We start from the raw sequence: 16733 nt of genomic DNA, 5'->3' as shown, positions 1-16733 counted from the left end.
TCACCACCCCTCGCCCAGGATCACCTCCAGCGTGGTGCCGGCGGCGGAGATGTGGCTCAGATGCGTGTGCTGGGACGACTTCGACACCGTCGTCGACATCCCCGGCGGGATGCACAGGTCCGCCGTGGTGGCAGCTCCGAGCGTGGACTCGCCGATCCGCACATAGCACTTGTTGGTGCCGGTGTTGGTCAGGCGGACCTGCCGGTTGTTCTTCTGGACGTCGATCGCCACGGTCGCCGAGCCGGCCGCCGGCGCCAGCACCTGGTTGCTGCCGTAGACCGGCTGAAATGGGGCCTTGATGGTCACGATGCGTCTCCTTCAGCCGATGCGGCACCAGAGCTTGTTGGGTTGGTCGTAGCGCAGGCGGAAGAAGCTGGCCGCCGTGAGCGCCGCCGGCGCACCACTGACGCTGTCGCCTGCCTGCGGCGTGACGGTCAGCGTCGTGACCGCCTGGCGGCTATGCACGAGCACCTGCTGGCCATCGACGGCCGGGGGGAGCACGACGGTCCCCGCCGCGTAGGCGCCACCCTGAGACAGCAGCAGGAACATGCTGGCCCCGTCGGTCGGCGGGCTCACGGTGACGGAGAAGCCGGTGGAGGTCGGCGCCGCGTACTGCGAGATTAAGTCGCCGCCGTCAGTCAGGAGCGACTGCAGCACCGTCGCGATCTGCGAGAGCGATGCGCGCCGGTCCTGTCCCTGAGAAGGATCGTTGAACGGGATCTGCGAGGCCGAGCTCGGCAATCCCTGGTTGAGCGCGTAGATGGTCATGGTCACTCCGGGAGGACGTCCAGGTCACCGCCGCTCGTGGTTCGCAGCGGGCCGGTGTTGGGGCCTGGGAAGAACGGCAACTCGGTCGAGACGTAGCGTCGATTTCCGGCGCCGCGCGGCAGCGTGCTGGGGAGCTGTTGCTGCTGAGGGAAGGCCGAGCCGATGAGCAGCCGACCCTTGCTCTCGCGGAACTGCCGCTTCGTGTCGGCTGGCAGCGTCTTGCCCAAGCCAGCGGCCAGCTCGATCGCGAGCCCGAGGTAGGCGGCCTTGATCGCCTTGGGCTGCAGACCCGACTGCTGATCAGGGTCAGCGTCGTCCGGGTTGTCCGCGAACGCATAGCCCAGCTGGATGTCCCAGTCCGCCAGCATCGCGTCGAGTCGGATCACACCCTGCTGCTGCTCCTCGGGCGTGATGTCGAACTCGTACCCGGCCAGTGCCATCTCGGCGTAGGCCTGGTCGACGATCTGACGCTTGGTCCATCCCATGGCAGCCTCACGCCGCCTGGTCGCCGCGCTTCGCCGCGATCAGCTCCGCCAGCTTCTTGTTGCTGACGGTGTGATCGAAGTCGACGCCGTGTTCCTTGGCCTGCTTCTCCAGCTCGTCGCGGCTGGGCTTGCCGGTCGCGGGGCGAGCGGTAGCCGGGGCGGTGGTCACCGCAGCCGTCGTCGCCGGCGGCACCGGAGGGCTTGCGAGCGCTGCGGCTTGACGGGCCTTCTCAGCGTGGTGCTGCTCGATGGCCTCGGTCGTGGTCTCGGACCAGCCGATGGTCTGCGCGTCGGCGAGCTCGTCCTCGTCGTTGACGATGAGCGTCGCGAAGTTGGCGCCGTGGACCGGCTCCGAGCCGGGGAAGCGGTAAAGCATCAGGGGGAACTTGTCCATGGTGGTGTCCTGTCTGGGGAAGAAGGCGGGCCGCGCCACGGCGGCCCGAATGCAACCCGGCGAGCGCCGGGAGGAGAACGTGATCAGGTCTGGTTGAACAGGATCACGCCGCACATTTCGGGGTTGGTCATGCCGACCCCGAAGCGCGTGTCGCACCGGTACTTGTAGACCTTCGAGTTGATGTCGAAGAACTTATAGAGCGTGATCTCCACGCCCAGCTCGGTGGTGCCGCGCATGTAGCCTGCGCCCGCGGCAGCCAGACCCTCGTCGATGCCGTTGCGGCCCGGCAGCAGCTCGATCGCGCGCTGATCGAAGAACGGTGCGACGTTGCTGGCGGCGGTGTTCAGCCAGGTGATGGCCGCGCCGTTGGCCGGGGCGGCCGTCACGTTCTTGTATTCCAGCTCGGGGGCGGTCGGCGCGGAGTCGGCGGAGATGATCGGCGGGCTGATCTGGATCGTGCCCGAGCCGCCACCGCCGCTGATGATGCCGGTGACCGTGAAGGTCTTCAGCTGGCCGGTGTCGGCCTTGCTGATGTGGTGCACCGCGTTCACGCCGGCGATCGTGAACTTGTCGCCGACCTTGATGGTGCCGCTGGTCACGGCCACGATCAGGTTCTGGTACCGGTTGTCGACGTTGCCGGTCTCGCCGGTGCCGGCGGTGCTGGTGGCCTTCGGCACGTAGCGCTGGCCTGCGCCGTTGACCGTCACCGTCACACCAGCAGCAGCCGTCAGGCGGTAGGTGTAGTCGGCCTTGTAGGTCTCGAAGCCGCTGACCGGGCCGATGTACGCCTTCTCGTAGGCGGTGTTGACCTTCGCGTTGGCCGAGGTCTGTGGCTTGGCCAGCTGGCCGGCGGCGGCGTTGTAGTCGCGAGCGTGCAGCACCGCCACGCGACGCGACTCATCGCCCACGAGGCCCTGCTCGATCATCAGCGCGTCGGCGAGCGAGAGATCGTCGTAGCCGGATGCGGCGGCGGTACGTTTCACGATGAGCGTGCCCTGCAGGCATGCCACGTTGGCGCAGGCGACGTTGATGTCGGTGGCCAGGCGCTGGAACGCGCTGGTCATCTTGCGATCGCGCTGCTGCGGATCGTTCAGGTCGTTGCTCGTCATCTGCCAGGGGACGGTCTTGTCGTAGCCCAGGCCGATCGGCACGGCCAGCTGCGTCACGTCCGAGAAGCTGGCGGCGATGCTGGTGCCGGCAGGGCCGTCGACGGACACGCTGACGTACGGCACCGGGCGCCAGATCAGCGTGCCCTGCGAGCGCTCCAGGATGACCGGGTCGGCCTGGTAGGTGCTGACGTTGCGACCCACGACGAGCATGTCGTCGAAGCCGGCCAGCAGCTGGTCGAAGCGCACCGTCTCCTGCTTGTTGAAGGCAGTGACACCGAGCACCAAGCCGGATGCCTGGGCGCGGTTCAGGAGAGCGGTGGTCAGCGACGAGCTGACCAGACCGACGAGGCCCAGCATGGTGGCCTTGAGGCGAGAGGGAGTCTTGATCACGGTGATCTCCGATGGGATGAGTTGAGAGCGCGGCTCGCGCCGCATTCGCTTGACTCATCCGCTCGGGGCCGGATGGGGGCCTCTATCGCTGCCCATTGGGTGGGCGAGACCTGGCGCTGTGAGGGGCGCCGCCCCGCGGGCATCAAGCCGCCCGCTGCTTCTCTCGGATGTACTTGGCGACCTTGGTGCGGTCGCCCGTGCGGTCCGCTTCCTTCTGGAGGCGGTCGAGTTGCGGATCAACCGCGGCGGCGGCCGTCGTGGTGGAGCGCAGCGCGCGCTCGGCCGGCGGCGGACCGGGCTTCTTGCTCGTGGTCTTCAATTTCTCGGTCTCCAGCTTGGACACGGCGAAAGCGAACTTCACCGGGTCCTTGATCGACGCCAGTTCCTTGGCGACCTTGGGGTTGCGGCCGACGGCGTACATCAGCAGCGCAGCGCGATCGGGCGACAGGCCGTGCAGGATGATGCCGGTCTGCGTCGTGTCGAAGTACTCCATGGCCGTCGACTCGGCAATGTCGAAGTCGCGCACCTTGAGCTTGGCACCGGCGGCCTTGTAGGAGTCGACGGTGGTCTGCCACTGCTGCGCCGCCTGCTTCTGCTGGCGCTCGGTCTCCTCGCGTGCGCGATCGGCTTCGGACTTCGCCTTGATCCAGGTGCTGTACTTGGCCTTGAACTTCTCCGCGTCGTAGTCGACGTCGGCGTCCTCCATCGTGGGCTCGGGACCGATGGCGACTTGTGTGGCGGGCGCAGCGGCGCCGGTCTGTTGCGTGCGGATCTGCTCGCGCAGCTGATTGCGCTCACGGATCAGCGCCTTGTGGGCCTTGCGCAGATCGCGAATGACGGGGGACTTCTCGGCCTCGGGATCATCGGAGACCTCCGGGTCTCCCTCGCCGAGCGAGACGACCAGCTCAGCGTTTTCGTCGTCGGGACTGTCGGCGCCATCCCCTTCACCGTCGCCGTCCTGTGCGACTTCGCCTTCAGCGTCGTCGTTCTCGTCAGGATCTTCCTCGGCACCGCCGTCACCATCCTCGACGACCTGCTCGCCATCCTCCTCGTCATCAACGACACGGAGCTGGTACGGGCGCAGCAGCGCCAGCAGCAGCTTGGAGAAACGGGGCGTGGGGAGCTTCATTGCAGTGCCGGGGCGTTGGACTGCCGGCATTGTCGAAACGCAACAGCCGCGAGGCGATGCCTGCGGCTGTCGGTTATCGGTGATGCAGATAATCTGCGTGCCAAATATCGGCGCGGCAAATAGCTTTGCCCGTCTACGCCGTCTCGGCGCCGTTGAGGATGCCCTGCAGCAGCTGCGTGCTGGCGATGAACTGGCTGTTGTGCTCGCCCACGGCCTTGGCGTATGTCTCGGCGGTCTGGGCCCGCTTCAGATCCGCGCTGGCCAGCGTCTCGATCGTGTCTGCGCGTGCTTTTCCTGCCTTGGCGACAGACTCCTCGGCCAGCGCCCGCAGCGCCTGGTCGTTTGCGTCCGGCGGCGTGTTGGCCGCGGCCTGCGCCATCTGCTGCGCCTCCTCCTCGGTGGGCTTGATCACGCCCATCTGCACCAGGCGCTTGCGCGACCAGTCGCGCGCGTCGGACAGCCCCTCGCCCTCCATGTTCATGAGGATCAGGTTGTCCAGCACCGACAGCGTCTCCGGGTCGGTCGTACCCAGCTTCATGGCGGTCAGCTCGCGCACGGTGGCGGCCCGCCGGCTGCTGCTGCTCGGGCCCACCTCGACGTCGACCTCGTAGTCCGCCTTCGAGAGGTCGTTCTCGACGACGTCCTGCATCGACTCGGCGTCGTATTCCGGCTGGTTCATCACGACGCTGGAGGTCTTGCCCGACGCGTCGATCGTCTTCATGCGGCGGCCGCGCTCCACGACGATGTCCTTCTGCATCGACAGCCAGATCTCGCCGCTGCGCTTCATGCCCTTGGCGTGGTTGGACATGTAGATGAAGGTCTGCATGTCCAGGCGGTTCTGGATGAGCTCGACGACCTTGCCGCTGATGTTGGGCTGCATCTCCTCGCCGGCCTGCTGGGCGCCGAGCAGGTCCTCGAGGAGGCCGCCGGCCAGCTGCGCGAGCGCTGCCATCGCCGGCGGGACGTTGGGCGCCTTCGTGTAGCCCATCGGGACCTGCGAGCCCGGGATCGGGTTGCCGTCCTCGCCGTTGATCATGTTCAGCAGCAGATACGGGTACTTCTCGACGTTGTCCTCGGACCACATCTTGGCGTGCCCAGCCATCTGCTCGGGCGAGACGATCGGCTTCTCGATGTCGAAGCGCGCGGCCATCTCGGCCAGCCACGACAGCAGCATGTTGACCAGGCGCTGCGCGTCCTTGGCCAGGCGCACATGGCCCATGCAGCGCTCGATGCCGTCGATGACCCAGCGCTTGCCGTACGTCACGACGATGGGGATGTGCTTTCCCGGGATGCGGCCGCAGTCCTCAATGATGCTGCCGCCGCTCATGAGGTACTTGCGCACCACGCGACGCTTGACGCGCTTCTCGCGGATGACCTGAAAGCCGGTGGCCTCGAGCTCGTCGGCCATCGCCGGGTCGGCTTCGAGCTCCTCCTTCGTTACCTTCATTGGCGGGGCGCTCTCGTCCAGGCCGGCGTAGTAGTAGACGACGCTGGGCGCCTCCTCGACGCGGTAGTACTCGGCCACCCACACGTAATCCGGCGTGCACCAGTCGAAGTAGGCGTTCTGGATGAGCTTGGGCCAGCTTGCCGGGTCGTCGTTGAAGGTGTCCTCGTACTCGCGCCGCGTGAAGGGCGTCAGCACCCAGCAGCGTTGCGCGTCGGACTTGTCCTGACGTTTGGCGCCGAGATCGAAGAACACGCAGCTGTCGGCGTCGTAGATCGGCTCGATGGCGCAGCGCTGGCGGTCGTTGTCGTCGTCTTCCTCGTCCTCGTAGATGGCACGCAGCCGCCACGCGCCCATGCCGCCGGTGCAGGCCTCCTCGAACGCGTTGTCGTAGGCCTCGTCGGCGGTGCAGGCCTTCTCGTCGGCGCGGTAGAGCCCGTCGCACACGTCGGCAAGCTTGTCGTCGTCGGCGCCGTCGCGCGGCTGGAAGTCGACGGTGATCCGGTTGTTGCGGTACTCGTTGATGATCCGGATGACCGCCAGGTGGGTCTTGTTGAACTCGAACCGCGGCTTGTTCTCAAACTGCTCGCCCAGCGGTCCTTCCCACTGGGCGCCTGCGATGGAGTTGAAGCGTCGGTCTTGCAGGCACTGCAGCCGCTCGTCGCGCAGCGCGATCTGGATCGCTTCGAACTCGATCAGCGCCTCGCTGTGCAGTTCGGCCAGGCGTTGTTCCTTGGACTTGGCCATGGCGCGCCCCTCAGGCGGTGACCTTACGGATGGAAGCGCGGGAGATGTCGACCGTGGCGCCGCCGGCCTTGCTGAACAGCGTGTACCAGTTGATGGTGATGCTGGTCAGGCCCGTGGCGTTGGCCGGGATCTGCACCGGCGGCGTCTTCAACTGCGCGGTGTAGTTCAGGGTGTCGGTGCCGTCGAATGTCAGGCTCACCGGGTACATCGTGCGCGAGCGCGTCGGTCCTGCCGGCGAACCGCCGGTGTAGGCGATGACCACCTCGCAGGCCACGCTGATCAGGCCGCTGGCGCTGCTCACCTGCACGAGGCACTCGCCCTGCAGGAACGATCCGGCGCCCAGCTGCGCGAACGACGGTCCGGAGGTGACAGGCAGCGACACCTGATGGATCTCGCCGGCGACGGCCGAGGCCACGACCTGGCGCAGCGAGTTGCCGATCGAAGTGATGCCGTCACCGATCGGCGCAGGCACGACCGGAGCCGCACCGATCGAGTAGGTCGCGGTGCCAGAGCCAGCCACTCGGCTTACGGTCATCGAGACCTGCTTCGTGCCGGCAGTCCCGGTCGCAACCGCAGCATCCTGGGCTCCCTGAATCAGCCCTTCGATGCCGGCCAGCACGTTGGTGCTCAGCGAGTTCTTCTGGAAGCAGTCGTTCTGGCTGGAGATCAGCGTGGGGTTGGGCGTGACGTACTTCGAGACCATCGCCACGAAGAGCAGCGCCTGACGCACGGCACCGTTGGTGGCCCAGTGCGTCGTGTCCACGTAGAGCGATGCGATCGCGTAGCCCTGGACGATGGCCGGGTTGATCAGCGCCGAGAAGGTGTCGATGAAGACCACGTTCTTGCGCAGAGCGGCCAGCCGCTTCAGCTCGGTGTTGATGCGCACGACCAGCGTGTTCTCCGGCGTGCCTTCGCCCGAACTGACCTGCTTGGGCGAGATGGACTCGTAGAAGACGCGGATGTTCGCCTTGGCGGCCTGGTCCCACATCGACGTCACATTCGCAACCGTGGTGCTGAAGCACAACGCGGCGTCGCCGCCGTAGGTCGTGGACAGCTGCGTGACGTCGTTCCGGCCCGCGTCCATGAAGACGTCATCGGGCGCGTCGGCCATCACATCGGGCCAACGCGCCAGGATCTGGATCGAGTTCTCACCCGAAACACCACGCGCGCCGACCAGGGTCCACGGCTGGCCGCACAGGGCGTTGACCCAGTTGAAGACGCCGCGCGGGTTGAGCTGGCTCTGCGGCACCGAGAATGGGCTGCCGTAGATCGGCGTGTCAGCGGTTGGCAGACACACCTCAAGCGCCTTGAGCGAATCACCCATCAACACTGCGCGACGGGCCTGCACGCTTGGAACGCCGCTGCCGCTGACGCTCAGGCTGGCCCCGGTCGCGTCGTACAGCGTGCCCTGGCCGTCCGTGGAAACCGGCATGTTGCCGCTCCAGGGCGTGACCACGGTCCAACTGATCGGCCGATTGGCCTGGATGGCGATGGTGGTGCCGGCGCGATATGGGCCCATAAGCACCGGAGCCGCTCCGATGAGCTTGGGGGATCCGGGGTGGCCGTTGACCTGAGCGACAGCGAGGCCATCGCCTCCAGCGTCGAATCGGAGCGCCTGGCCGGCGGAAAGGGTGATGTTCGTCGAGCCGCTATTGAGCGTTGGCATGGCAGTTCATCCTCGGGAGGGATGAGCTGCTGGCGGCTCGTTCTACTCAGCGGACGCGATGCGTCGTGATGGTGTGCGTGCGGTCAGGATGGGATTTGAACCCATGAGCGATGACTCAATCGGCTCGCGTGCAGCCTTCGTCCCCGCTTTTGCATCGCGCCACCCTTCAGCCTCTCAGGCACCCGGCCACGCGCACGGACGGGAGTTTATCGGCGAGCGAAGTGCGACACCATGGGGATAGGTTCCTCCTTGGCCTTCGCTGGTTCCGGCTTCACGATCGCGGGGAACAGCTCGGCCAGGCCCCAGACGTGCGCATCGGCCCGGTTGGGCGACTTCTCGCCGGTGTAGCCGCCTGTGGAGAAGGCGCACAGCTCGTCCTCCAGCTTGGCGAAGATGCCGACGTGCCGCACCTTGCCCTGCTCGTACAGCGCGGAGAACGGCTCGGCGCGCTGCACCTTGCCGCGGCTGGCCGTGACCATCTTGAACGGCACCTTCACCCCGAGCGCCTGGGCGGCGACCTGCATGGTGAGCTTCACCATGCCGCCGCCGAAGTTCTTCTCGCCCACGACCAGGTCGGCCTTGTGGCGGATGAAGGCCTGCACCGCGACGCGTCCCCAGGTCGTCGGGCCTCCGCTGACGGAAAGGTCCTCGAGGAGGTAGGCGCGACCGTCGGTGCCCAGCGCGTCGACGCTGATGCCGACCTCGTCGTTGTCCGCGTTCTGTTCGTCGTCGCTAGCACCGGATGGGTCGACCGATACCACGATGCGCACGAAGTCGGGCAGCTGCTCGCCGTCGGCCACGCGCCAGCGGTCGATGGTGGCCTCGTCGAAGAGCGCGTTGGGCGTGGCCTCGGCGAACTCGCCGCGCTTAAAGCGGCGCTTCATTCGCTCCGACAGTCCGTCCAGCACGGTCATGTACTCCTCGGACAGGTTCTCCAGGTTGTCCTCGGGATTTATCTGGAAGGACTGGTAGTCGTCGGGATTGGCCAGCAGCTCCTTGGTCTCGGGGTTGACCTTCTGCTTGAAGATCTTGAACGACCAGTGCGCCTTAGACGGCGGGTTGCAGTCGAAGAAGAAGCGCAGCTTGAGCGGCACCTCGCCGCGCCCGGGCAGGAGCTGCATCACCTTCTGCGCCAGGCGCGTCAGCAGCAGCATCACGCCGGCCCAGCTGATCTGGCTGGACTCGTTGCAGTAGATGGTTGCGAACTCCATGCCGAGCAGCTTCTCCATGCGCTCGCCCTCGTCGAGGCCGCCGAACCAGATCTCGCTTCCATTGTCGAAGGTGACGAACCAGTCCGTGCGGTTGAGCACGTAATGCACGCCGGGGAAGCAGATGCGCATCACCTTGGGGAATGTGTCGGCCAGGATCGAGGACTTCAGGTGGACGAAGCGAAAGCGCACGATCAGGTGGCGCGACGCCGCGGCCTTGAGCGCGCGCAGCACGATGGTGCGGACGATGAGGAAGGTCTTGCCGCTGCGGCCGCCGCCGTAGAGCAGCAGCCACGTCGCGGCGCTGGCGAGGATGCCGGCGATCGCCTCGCGTTGCTTGGCGGTGGGGGCGAAGCTCAATGCTCAGCCTCGGCTGCCGTGATGTTGAAGTGGATCGGGCCGCCGCCCATGCCGCCGTGCTCGTGCTTCTCGGTGAACAGCTTGTAGTGCTGACCCAGCAGCTGGTTGGCGCGGTTGGCCGCGTTGTAGTCGCCGGCGGCCTCGGCCTTCTGCGCGACGCGGTCGATGCGTTTGAGCACCAGGTCGGCGGTGATCAGCGTGCGCTTCTCCTGCTCCTTGAGTGCCCGGGTGATCGCGGCGCGGATGTGCGGCTTGGCCAAGAGCTGCGATCCCTGTCGCATGGCTGACCGCTCGCTGTAGCCGGCCGCCTTGGCCGCGCGCGTGGCATTGCCGTCGACCAAGTACTCGGCGACGAAGCGCTGCTCCTTGGCGGTGAGTTCGGTTGAGTGGCGGGGCATGGTCTCGATTGTCAGCGGTCCAGACGCAACGCGTCGACGCCGTTTCCGGTTCCGGTGTCGAGGGCGGACGCAACGACAACGGCCTCGACCGCATCCTTACCCAGGAACATGGCCGCCATGGCGAAGTCGCGTCCGCTGCCGATGGCGAACTTCTCGTTCTCGATGGTCATCGGATCGGGCGTGTTGTCGAAGTAGAGCAGGCGCCCTTCCGACGTGACCACGAGGATGCAGCAGCACTTTTCCTCGATCCGGTTGGACTGCGGAAAGCTCTGCGGCTCAGCGCCGGTCGCGATCCATCGCAGCATCTCCTGGATGAGGACGGCCGGGCCGGCGCCGGCGACCAGCGCGCCCTGGTACGGACCGATCGGCATGCGATGCACCTTGGTGGTGGTGGCGTGCATGCCGCCGAAGTTGGTCCGCTTGTCCCCGGCCAGCGTCTGGCCGTCCCATGCGATCGTGGTCATCGCGACTCCTGATTGTGGGCGTCAGCCCGGTTGAAACTCTTCACGCTGTTTGCGCTTCTTCTGCCGCTGCCCGGCGCTCTTCGGTCGGCCGATGTGCCAACCGTGGCAGAACGTGCAGTGGTACGCCTGCATCGGCTCGTCGTGGCGGCGGCTGACATCGCGCGCCAGGCGCCGGGCCCGGCTGACGCTGTAGGCCTTCTTGCCGGTGCACGACGAGGCCTCGAAGTCGCTGACGCTCATGGCTGCGCCTGCGGCTCGCGTGCGTACGGGATCGGCGCGTCGCCATAGACGTGGTCATAGCCGATGTCGAGGCCTCGGGCCCGGGCCGCTTCGATGAGCCGGCCGGCCACCTCGGGCTGGATGGTGGCGCCGCGCTCATACGCGCTGATCTGCGGCTGCGTGCGGCCGACGGCTTCGGCGAGCTCGGACTGGGAAAGGCCGAGGCGGCTGCGGATGATCTGGATGCGGCGCATGGTCGTGGGTCTCAGGTGCGGGAGAGGCGGTCAGCGCGGATGCGATCGAGGGGCGCGCGGCTGAGCTTGCGGATCGCGTTGGCCAGCGCCGGGCCGTGGCCGCGCGCGGCGGCCCAGTCGTCGGCTTCGAGCTCCTGCTGGTGGGCACGCTTGGGCGTGCGGCGGACGAAACAGCAGGCCAACGCGAGGTTCTCGATCGCGTGCAGGTGGTGCTGGTGGCCGCGCTCGTGGGCGATGACGGCGGCCAGCTCGGCGTCGGTGAGCTGCTCTCGCACGTGGCGCGGGATGGAGACCCAGATGCCGTTGGTGCTGGCGCCGCCGGTGAGCAGCGGTGCGAGCAGGAGCAGCAACAGCTGCAGGGCGCACCAGCTGAGCCACACGCAAGCGACGATCTGCAGCGTTCCGCTCATCGCTTCACCCCCTTCGGGAACGGCCAGCCGAGCGGCGTCTCTGCCTTGGCAGGCTCCTGCTTCAGCTCGCGCGGGTTGGGCAGCGGGCAGTTGCAAGCGTGGTGATCGGTCCAGCGGCTGCAACGCATGCAGTACTTCGCGCCGTAGCGGGTGTGGTCGGAGACGGGCGGCTCGCGGTTCATCGCGGTTCTCCTTGCATGAGCTGGTGCGCAACCTTGCGCAGGCGGTCGGCGGCCAGGTCGCCGCGGCTGGCGCGCACGGTGGCGATGTGGCGCTTGCGTTCATCGTGGCTGGACATGGCGGCGACGCGGCGCGCCTCCACGTAGCGCTCGGCGCACTCCAGCCGCCATTCCTCGGAGGCGCTGTCGACCTGGCGGCCGTCGATGAGCTGGACGGGGGTCATGGCAGCGGCTCGCCCATCACGTGCTGGTACAGATCGGCCATACCCATCTCGCGCATGCGCTTCTGCAGGTACTGCAGCTTCAGCTGGGCCAGGTCTTCGCGGGACAACAGCGAGTAAGCGGTCCCGCAGGCCTGCTCGACGGTCCATGCGCTTTGGAACCCGTCCTTGGCCACATGCCGGAAGAGCGTGACTTCGAGAGGGGCGTCGGGCAGGCCGCGGTAAGAGGCGAAGTGGTCCAACGCCGCGAGTAGGTCTGGATTGACGACGACGCCTCTCACGCCGCCACCTGCTCAGGCACGTCGACCAGGTCGAGCTCGTCTTCGGAGAGCGGCGGCAGCGGGCGGAGAAACTCGTCGGGGATGCCGCAAACCGTGACGGTTCCGGACCCACCGAACGAAGACTCCCATCGAACGTCGCGGACTGGCTCTTCGAGCATCCACGACCCAGCGTAGCGATCGCTCAGCGCGGTCACCCGCACAACGGTGCCGGCCATGAACAGCTCCACGGTCATAGGCGCGCCGTTGAAGCTGCCCGGGCACACCGGGCGTCGATAGACGATGGCCATGTCTCCAGGCTTGCAGTTCATGCGGTCTCTCCCAGCAGGTCCAGCTGCGGCGCCGGCGCGCTGGCCAGCGGGGTGATGCGGATGACGACGCGCGCGCCGTTGGCGTCGGGCTCCATGCGGCGCGATCGCAGCTCGCGCACCCACTTGTCGTCGTCGAAGGCGAAGCCCTTGAGCGAGTCGAGCAGCACCTTGTTGGCGTTGTCGAGGTCGATGCAGCGCACGTCGTCGTCCCAAGCGTCGCCGTGCTTGCGCTGGCGCTTGGCCCAGTCCAGCGGGCGCTGCGGGTAGAGCTCGATCTCCACGACCACGCGCCCGGCGATCGGGCGACGGATGCCGGCCTGGCGGACCTTCCAGCCCACCTCCTGCTTGTAGGCCTTGGCCTCGTCGCTCAGCGTCACGATGGCGCGCTGGTGGCCCTTGGGCACGAACGAGCGCCAGTACACGTTGGCCGAGACCGGATACGGCAGCACGAGCTCGATCACGGCGCACCTCCCGCGATCAAGAACCACGCCGAGGCTGCGGCCATGCCCAGCACGAAGCCGCCCAGCAGCAGGTCGGCCACCGAGATGCGAGTGGGCGCGACCTTGGCCGTCCGCACACAGCCGTCGGTGTGGTCGCAGTTGGCGCCGCCGCATGGCAAGCGTCGGCGATGGCATACGGCCTCGGCCGTGCATGCCCTCCCCTGCTGGCAGTTCCCGCTGCAGGGCGGGCAGAAGTTTTCGGCAGTGGCTGTGACATCCGCGCCACCGGCAACAATCGTCGTGTGACCGTGATGGTCACGGACCGGAGGGGAGTGACTGTCACTGTCACGCTCAGATGTCACTGTCACGCTGTCATCTGTCACGCGTGACATCCGTGACATCACCCCGAAGGGGTTTCCCGGGCGCGCGCGAGGGATGTCACGCTCCGCGTTTGTCACGCTGACTCCGTTTTCTGTCACGTTTGGCCGTTTTTGTGTCACGGTCATGCTCCCGGCTTGAGGGTGAGGATGTGGCCCTGCGCGACCTCGAAGAAGCCCTTCTTCGTGGCCCAGGACTTGGCGCGGTGGTAGGCCTGGCGGCGCGCTTCCGGAGTGGTGGCGTCGCAGGCGTCATAGAAGGCTTTGCGCAGGTCGGATTCCTTGGAGCCGTTCTGCAGGAGGGACAGCAGCAGCTGGTTGTTGCCGCCGCGGCCGGCCTTGGCCTCGGTGTCCATGACTTCCTGGATCTCCTCGGCGCTGCTGATGTGGCGCGCGACCAGGCTGGTGACCTTGTCGCCGTCCTCATCGGTGCCGATGGTGCTGACGGTCACGGCGAAGGTGGCGTCTTCGAAGGGGTCGCCGTCCTTCACCTTGGCGCAGGTGATCGTGGCGAGCATCTCCTTCTCGTCGCGGAAGACACCCAGCATCCAGTCCAGGTTGGCGCGCATCACGCTGGATCCGCGGGGGCGTTCTGTGGCGTTGTGGCCGCTGTGGTGGACGAACATGACGGCGCAGTGCCACAGGGCGCGGATGCGCGTGCCGACCTCGCGGAAGTAGCCGGCGACCTCGTTGGCGCTGTTCTCCTCGCCGCTGTAGGTCTGGCTGAGCGTGTCGACGATGACCAGCGCGGGGTGGATACCGAGCGCCTGGATGGCCTCGACGACACGCCAGGAGTCCTTGCCCAGGTCGACGGCCACCGGGATGACGTAGAACGGCACGTCGCCGATCTGCAGCCGCCTGGCGCGGTGCCAAGCGACGATGCGGGTCCACAGGCCGGTACCACCCTCGGCCGCGACGAACACGACGGCGCCCTGCTGGGTGCGGCGGCCCATCCACGGGAGCCCATGCGCCACGTGCAGCCCCGCGTCGATCGCCACGAAGCTCTTGAACGAGCCCGAGGCGCCGAACACCATGCCCATCGAGTCCGCGTTGATGATGCCCTTGACGATCCACTTCAGCGAATGCGCGAGCTCGCGCAGCTGGCTGAGCGCCATGACGGGGATGCGGCTGGAGCTGGCGACCTTGCGTTGCTCGGCGATGCGCGCGAATGACACCTTAGCGTCATCGAGCAGCTGAGCTGCGGTGCCCTCGGCGGCGAAGGCCTGCTCCAGCGTGACGGTGGCCGCGGCGATGATGGCGCGCTTCGTGGCGCGCTCGGCGACGATCTCGGCGTGGCGCTGAACGTTCGCCGCGCTGGCCACGCCCTGCACGATGGCGTTGATGTACTGCAGCCCGTGGGCCTGCTCGGCCTGATCGCCCAGTTGCTCGAACACTGTGACGACGTCTGCTGGCTTGCCCGAGCCGATGAGCTGCGCGATCGCGCCGAAGAGCAGCTTGTGGGCGTGGGCGTAGAAGTCGCCGGCGCCGATGGTCTCGGCGACCTTGGCGAAGGCGCCGTTCTCCAGCATGAGTGCGCCGAGCACGCTCTGCTCAGCCTCCAGCGAGTGCGGCGGCTTGCGCAGGTATCCATCGGCGTCGTAGGCCTGCGGCGGTGGATTCGCCGCGGCCAATGTGTCGGGTGCGGTCATCGGCGGCGCGCCCCTTTCCAGGTGATCGAGCAGGGCGGTATCCACGGCGCCCTGCTGGTGGTGGGAACGCGGGCGTCAGCCCTGCAGGCGGTGCTGGAAGACGGAGTTCTGCGGCAGGCCCTGCGGCAGGTTGGTCTTCCCCACCGCGCTGTCGATGAAGCTGGATTCGCCTCCTCCGGCGACACGCACGTAATCGACCTCGACCTTCGCCGTCTCGACGATGGTCTTGGCGACCTCGTTGATCTGCTTGGCCCGGTCCAGGTCCAGCTCGCCGCTCTTCACGGCCTCCAGGGTCGCGAACAGCGTTTCGCGCAGGTCGCTGATGCTCTTGTTCATGTGGACTCCTTGGCGCGCTTGTTGATCTGGCGCGTGATGGCGCCGCGCAGCTGCACGACGCTGGCCACTTCAGGGCCGTATTGGTGGAAGGTGTGGGTGCGCATGTGCTCAGCGCGGGAGAGGCGATCGAGGGTGACTTCCTCGACGTCGACGGTGTGCATGCCGTGCCTGAAGCGCACCAGGCGGCCGCCCGGGATCGGGCCGTTGGCCTCTTCCCATACCAGGCGCGCGACCGATGTCCAGCGACGCGCCGGGTACACCAGCGGGTCGTCAGTCATCTTCCGCTCGAGAATTCCGTCGCGGGTGACGCGCAGGCTGCCGACGGGCTTGTAGTTGCGCGCCTCCTGCGGCGGCCGGCCCTTCTTGAACTGCGTGGCGCGGCAGGCCTCCTGCACGCCGACGACACCCTTCAAGCCCTTGTTCCAGGACTGCTGTCCCTTCACGAAGCGCGACTTGATGCCGCCGTGATCTGGGCGCGTCGAGCGCTCGCGCGCCGTGTCCGCGATCCACTGCACCGACTTCTGCAGCCCGAGGCGGCGCGCCTGCTGGTAGACCGTCGACGGCGTTCGATCGAGCGCGACCGCGATGTCCTCGGTGCGGCTGTCTGCGTAGTTCCTGCGCAGCAGCTCGAGCTCGGGCTCAGTCCAAGGCCTGCGCGGCGCCAGGATTCCGCGGCTCTTGGTCATGACGCCCTCGCCTTCAGCATCGCGTCGGCGAGCTCGTAGGCCAGCACCGCGTGGTTCTCGATGACGTTCAAGCCCGGCTTGGGCTCGTAGTCGAAGTCGAACCAGGTGCGCTCGATCACTGCGGGGAGCGCATGCGCGGCAAAGTAGTCGCGCAGGCCCACCTGCACGGTCTTCTCGGCCGCGGCGTGCTGGCCATCACCGATCAGCGCCGCGACCGTGGTCTGCAGGACATGCGCAATCCTGGTCATCAGATCGAGGTTCACGCGGCGGTGCCCACTCTCGATCTCGCTGAGATACGAGTTGCTGATGCCGACCTCCTTGGCGACCTTGTTTTGCGCGATGTCGAGCTCCACTCGACGCTTGCGGATCTCGCGACCGACGCCATCCATAACGGCGGTCATGACGCCGCCCTTTCCGCCTGCATCTCCTCGAGGAGCGTGAAGCGATGGCGCGCGGCGAGCCACTGCGTGATGGCGGTGTTGCCGCAGACGTCCTCGAAGCGGTGGATCTGCTCGGCGGGCAGGCTGCGACGGGTGGGCAGGTCGTCGTCGTTGAGGTAGTCGCTGACGTGCTGGCGGGTGAAGCCGTGGTCGCGGCCGAGGTCGGTGACCTTCAGGCCCTTGGCGCGACGCAGGGTCCAGCACAGGCGCACGGCGGCGCGGTAGTTGCGGATCTGCTTGAGCAGAGACGGAGGGACGACTGCGGGCGCGTCGATGCGCCCGAGCAGCGTCAGGGTGGCTTGTTGCAAGGTGGCCTCCTTGAACGGGTTGGTGGAAGACGAACGCTGCACCGGTTGATGCACCGGTTGAGG

24 protein-coding genes are annotated in these 16733 nt (G+C 67.1%); all 24 read right to left on the bottom strand.

Annotated features, from left to right (window positions below; genetic code table 11):
- Complete coding sequence (locus AC1VNM_RS04010) at positions 1–306, bottom strand: hypothetical protein (RefSeq protein WP_483105952.1); 306 nt, start codon at positions 304–306, stop codon at positions 1–3.
- Between the two features lie 12 nt (positions 307–318).
- The gene (locus AC1VNM_RS04005) at positions 319–768 is read right to left on the bottom strand and encodes a hypothetical protein (protein WP_483105951.1); all 450 of its coding nucleotides are present in this window, start codon (positions 766–768) and stop codon (positions 319–321) included.
- A gap of 2 nt (positions 769–770) precedes the next feature.
- Positions 771–1253, bottom strand: coding sequence for a packaged DNA stabilization gp4 family protein (locus AC1VNM_RS04000; RefSeq protein WP_483105950.1), 483 nt, complete (start codon positions 1251–1253; stop codon positions 771–773).
- A 7-nt stretch (positions 1254–1260) separates the two neighbouring features.
- Positions 1261–1647 (bottom strand): hypothetical protein, encoded by a 387-nt coding sequence (locus AC1VNM_RS03995; RefSeq protein WP_483105949.1) that lies wholly within the window; start codon positions 1645–1647, stop codon positions 1261–1263.
- A gap of 83 nt (positions 1648–1730) precedes the next feature.
- A complete protein-coding gene (locus AC1VNM_RS03990) occupies positions 1731–3146 on the bottom strand; it encodes a P22 phage major capsid protein family protein (RefSeq protein ID WP_483105948.1) in 1416 nt (471 codons plus the stop codon).
- A 142-nt stretch (positions 3147–3288) separates the two neighbouring features.
- Positions 3289–4275 carry a hypothetical protein gene (locus AC1VNM_RS03985; RefSeq protein WP_483105947.1) on the bottom strand — a complete coding sequence of 329 codons (987 nt, stop codon included), beginning with the start codon at positions 4273–4275 and terminating at the stop codon, positions 3289–3291.
- A 133-nt stretch (positions 4276–4408) separates the two neighbouring features.
- Positions 4409–6466, bottom strand: a complete 2058-nt coding sequence (locus AC1VNM_RS03980) for a portal protein (RefSeq protein ID WP_483105946.1) — start codon at positions 6464–6466, stop codon at positions 4409–4411.
- 10 nt (positions 6467–6476) lie between these two features.
- On the bottom strand, positions 6477–7898 hold the full coding sequence (locus tag AC1VNM_RS03975; RefSeq protein WP_483105945.1) for an SGNH/GDSL hydrolase family protein: 1422 nt from the start codon (positions 7896–7898) through the stop codon (positions 6477–6479).
- 440 nt (positions 7899–8338) lie between these two features.
- Positions 8339–9700 carry a phage terminase large subunit gene (locus tag AC1VNM_RS03970; protein ID WP_483105944.1) on the bottom strand — a complete coding sequence of 454 codons (1362 nt, stop codon included), beginning with the start codon at positions 9698–9700 and terminating at the stop codon, positions 8339–8341.
- The gene (locus tag AC1VNM_RS03965) at positions 9697–10098 is read right to left on the bottom strand and encodes a terminase small subunit (RefSeq protein ID WP_483105943.1); all 402 of its coding nucleotides are present in this window, start codon (positions 10096–10098) and stop codon (positions 9697–9699) included. The genes AC1VNM_RS03970 and AC1VNM_RS03965 overlap by 4 nt, the downstream gene beginning before the upstream one ends.
- A gap of 11 nt (positions 10099–10109) precedes the next feature.
- Positions 10110–10562 (bottom strand): hypothetical protein, encoded by a 453-nt coding sequence (locus AC1VNM_RS03960; protein ID WP_483105942.1) that lies wholly within the window; start codon positions 10560–10562, stop codon positions 10110–10112.
- Between the two features lie 21 nt (positions 10563–10583).
- Positions 10584–10802 carry a hypothetical protein gene (locus AC1VNM_RS03955; RefSeq protein WP_483105941.1) on the bottom strand — a complete coding sequence of 73 codons (219 nt, stop codon included), beginning with the start codon at positions 10800–10802 and terminating at the stop codon, positions 10584–10586.
- A complete protein-coding gene (locus AC1VNM_RS03950; RefSeq protein WP_483105940.1) occupies positions 10799–11035 on the bottom strand; it encodes a helix-turn-helix domain-containing protein in 237 nt (78 codons plus the stop codon). The genes AC1VNM_RS03955 and AC1VNM_RS03950 overlap by 4 nt, the downstream gene beginning before the upstream one ends.
- Before the next feature lie 11 nt (positions 11036–11046).
- Entirely contained in the window at positions 11047–11445 is a 399-nt protein-coding gene (locus tag AC1VNM_RS03945; RefSeq protein WP_483105939.1) for a M48 family metalloprotease, read from the bottom strand.
- Complete coding sequence (locus AC1VNM_RS03940) at positions 11442–11627, bottom strand: hypothetical protein (RefSeq protein WP_483105938.1); 186 nt, start codon at positions 11625–11627, stop codon at positions 11442–11444. Before AC1VNM_RS03940 ends, AC1VNM_RS03945 begins: the two co-directional genes overlap by 4 nt.
- Complete coding sequence (locus AC1VNM_RS03935; protein ID WP_483105937.1) at positions 11624–11848, bottom strand: DUF7696 family protein; 225 nt, start codon at positions 11846–11848, stop codon at positions 11624–11626. Before AC1VNM_RS03935 ends, AC1VNM_RS03940 begins: the two co-directional genes overlap by 4 nt.
- Entirely contained in the window at positions 11845–12126 is a 282-nt protein-coding gene (locus AC1VNM_RS03930; RefSeq protein ID WP_483105936.1) for a hypothetical protein, read from the bottom strand. Before AC1VNM_RS03930 ends, AC1VNM_RS03935 begins: the two co-directional genes overlap by 4 nt.
- On the bottom strand, positions 12123–12434 hold the full coding sequence (locus tag AC1VNM_RS03925; RefSeq protein ID WP_483105935.1) for a hypothetical protein: 312 nt from the start codon (positions 12432–12434) through the stop codon (positions 12123–12125). The genes AC1VNM_RS03930 and AC1VNM_RS03925 overlap by 4 nt, the downstream gene beginning before the upstream one ends.
- Positions 12431–12895 (bottom strand): RusA family crossover junction endodeoxyribonuclease, encoded by a 465-nt coding sequence (locus AC1VNM_RS03920; RefSeq protein ID WP_483105934.1) that lies wholly within the window; start codon positions 12893–12895, stop codon positions 12431–12433. Before AC1VNM_RS03920 ends, AC1VNM_RS03925 begins: the two co-directional genes overlap by 4 nt.
- Before the next feature lie 481 nt (positions 12896–13376).
- Complete coding sequence (locus tag AC1VNM_RS03915; RefSeq protein ID WP_483105933.1) at positions 13377–14945, bottom strand: AAA family ATPase; 1569 nt, start codon at positions 14943–14945, stop codon at positions 13377–13379.
- Between the two features lie 30 nt (positions 14946–14975).
- Entirely contained in the window at positions 14976–15236 is a 261-nt protein-coding gene (locus AC1VNM_RS03910) for a hypothetical protein (protein WP_483105932.1), read from the bottom strand.
- The gene (locus AC1VNM_RS03905) at positions 15233–15922 is read right to left on the bottom strand and encodes an HNH endonuclease (protein WP_483105931.1); all 690 of its coding nucleotides are present in this window, start codon (positions 15920–15922) and stop codon (positions 15233–15235) included. The genes AC1VNM_RS03910 and AC1VNM_RS03905 overlap by 4 nt, the downstream gene beginning before the upstream one ends.
- A complete protein-coding gene (locus tag AC1VNM_RS03900; protein WP_483105930.1) occupies positions 15919–16323 on the bottom strand; it encodes a helix-turn-helix domain-containing protein in 405 nt (134 codons plus the stop codon). Before AC1VNM_RS03900 ends, AC1VNM_RS03905 begins: the two co-directional genes overlap by 4 nt.
- Positions 16320–16670: a hypothetical protein gene (locus AC1VNM_RS03895; RefSeq protein ID WP_483105929.1), complete on the bottom strand. Its 351-nt coding sequence runs from the start codon at positions 16668–16670 to the stop codon at positions 16320–16322. Before AC1VNM_RS03895 ends, AC1VNM_RS03900 begins: the two co-directional genes overlap by 4 nt.
- Between the last annotated feature and the right edge of the window lie 63 nt (positions 16671–16733).

The sequence above is a fragment of the Mitsuaria sp. MSU3D genome (assembly GCF_056867975.1).
The sequence above is the reverse complement of the archived record's forward strand: the minus strand, read 5'-3'. Positions and strand labels throughout refer to the sequence as shown.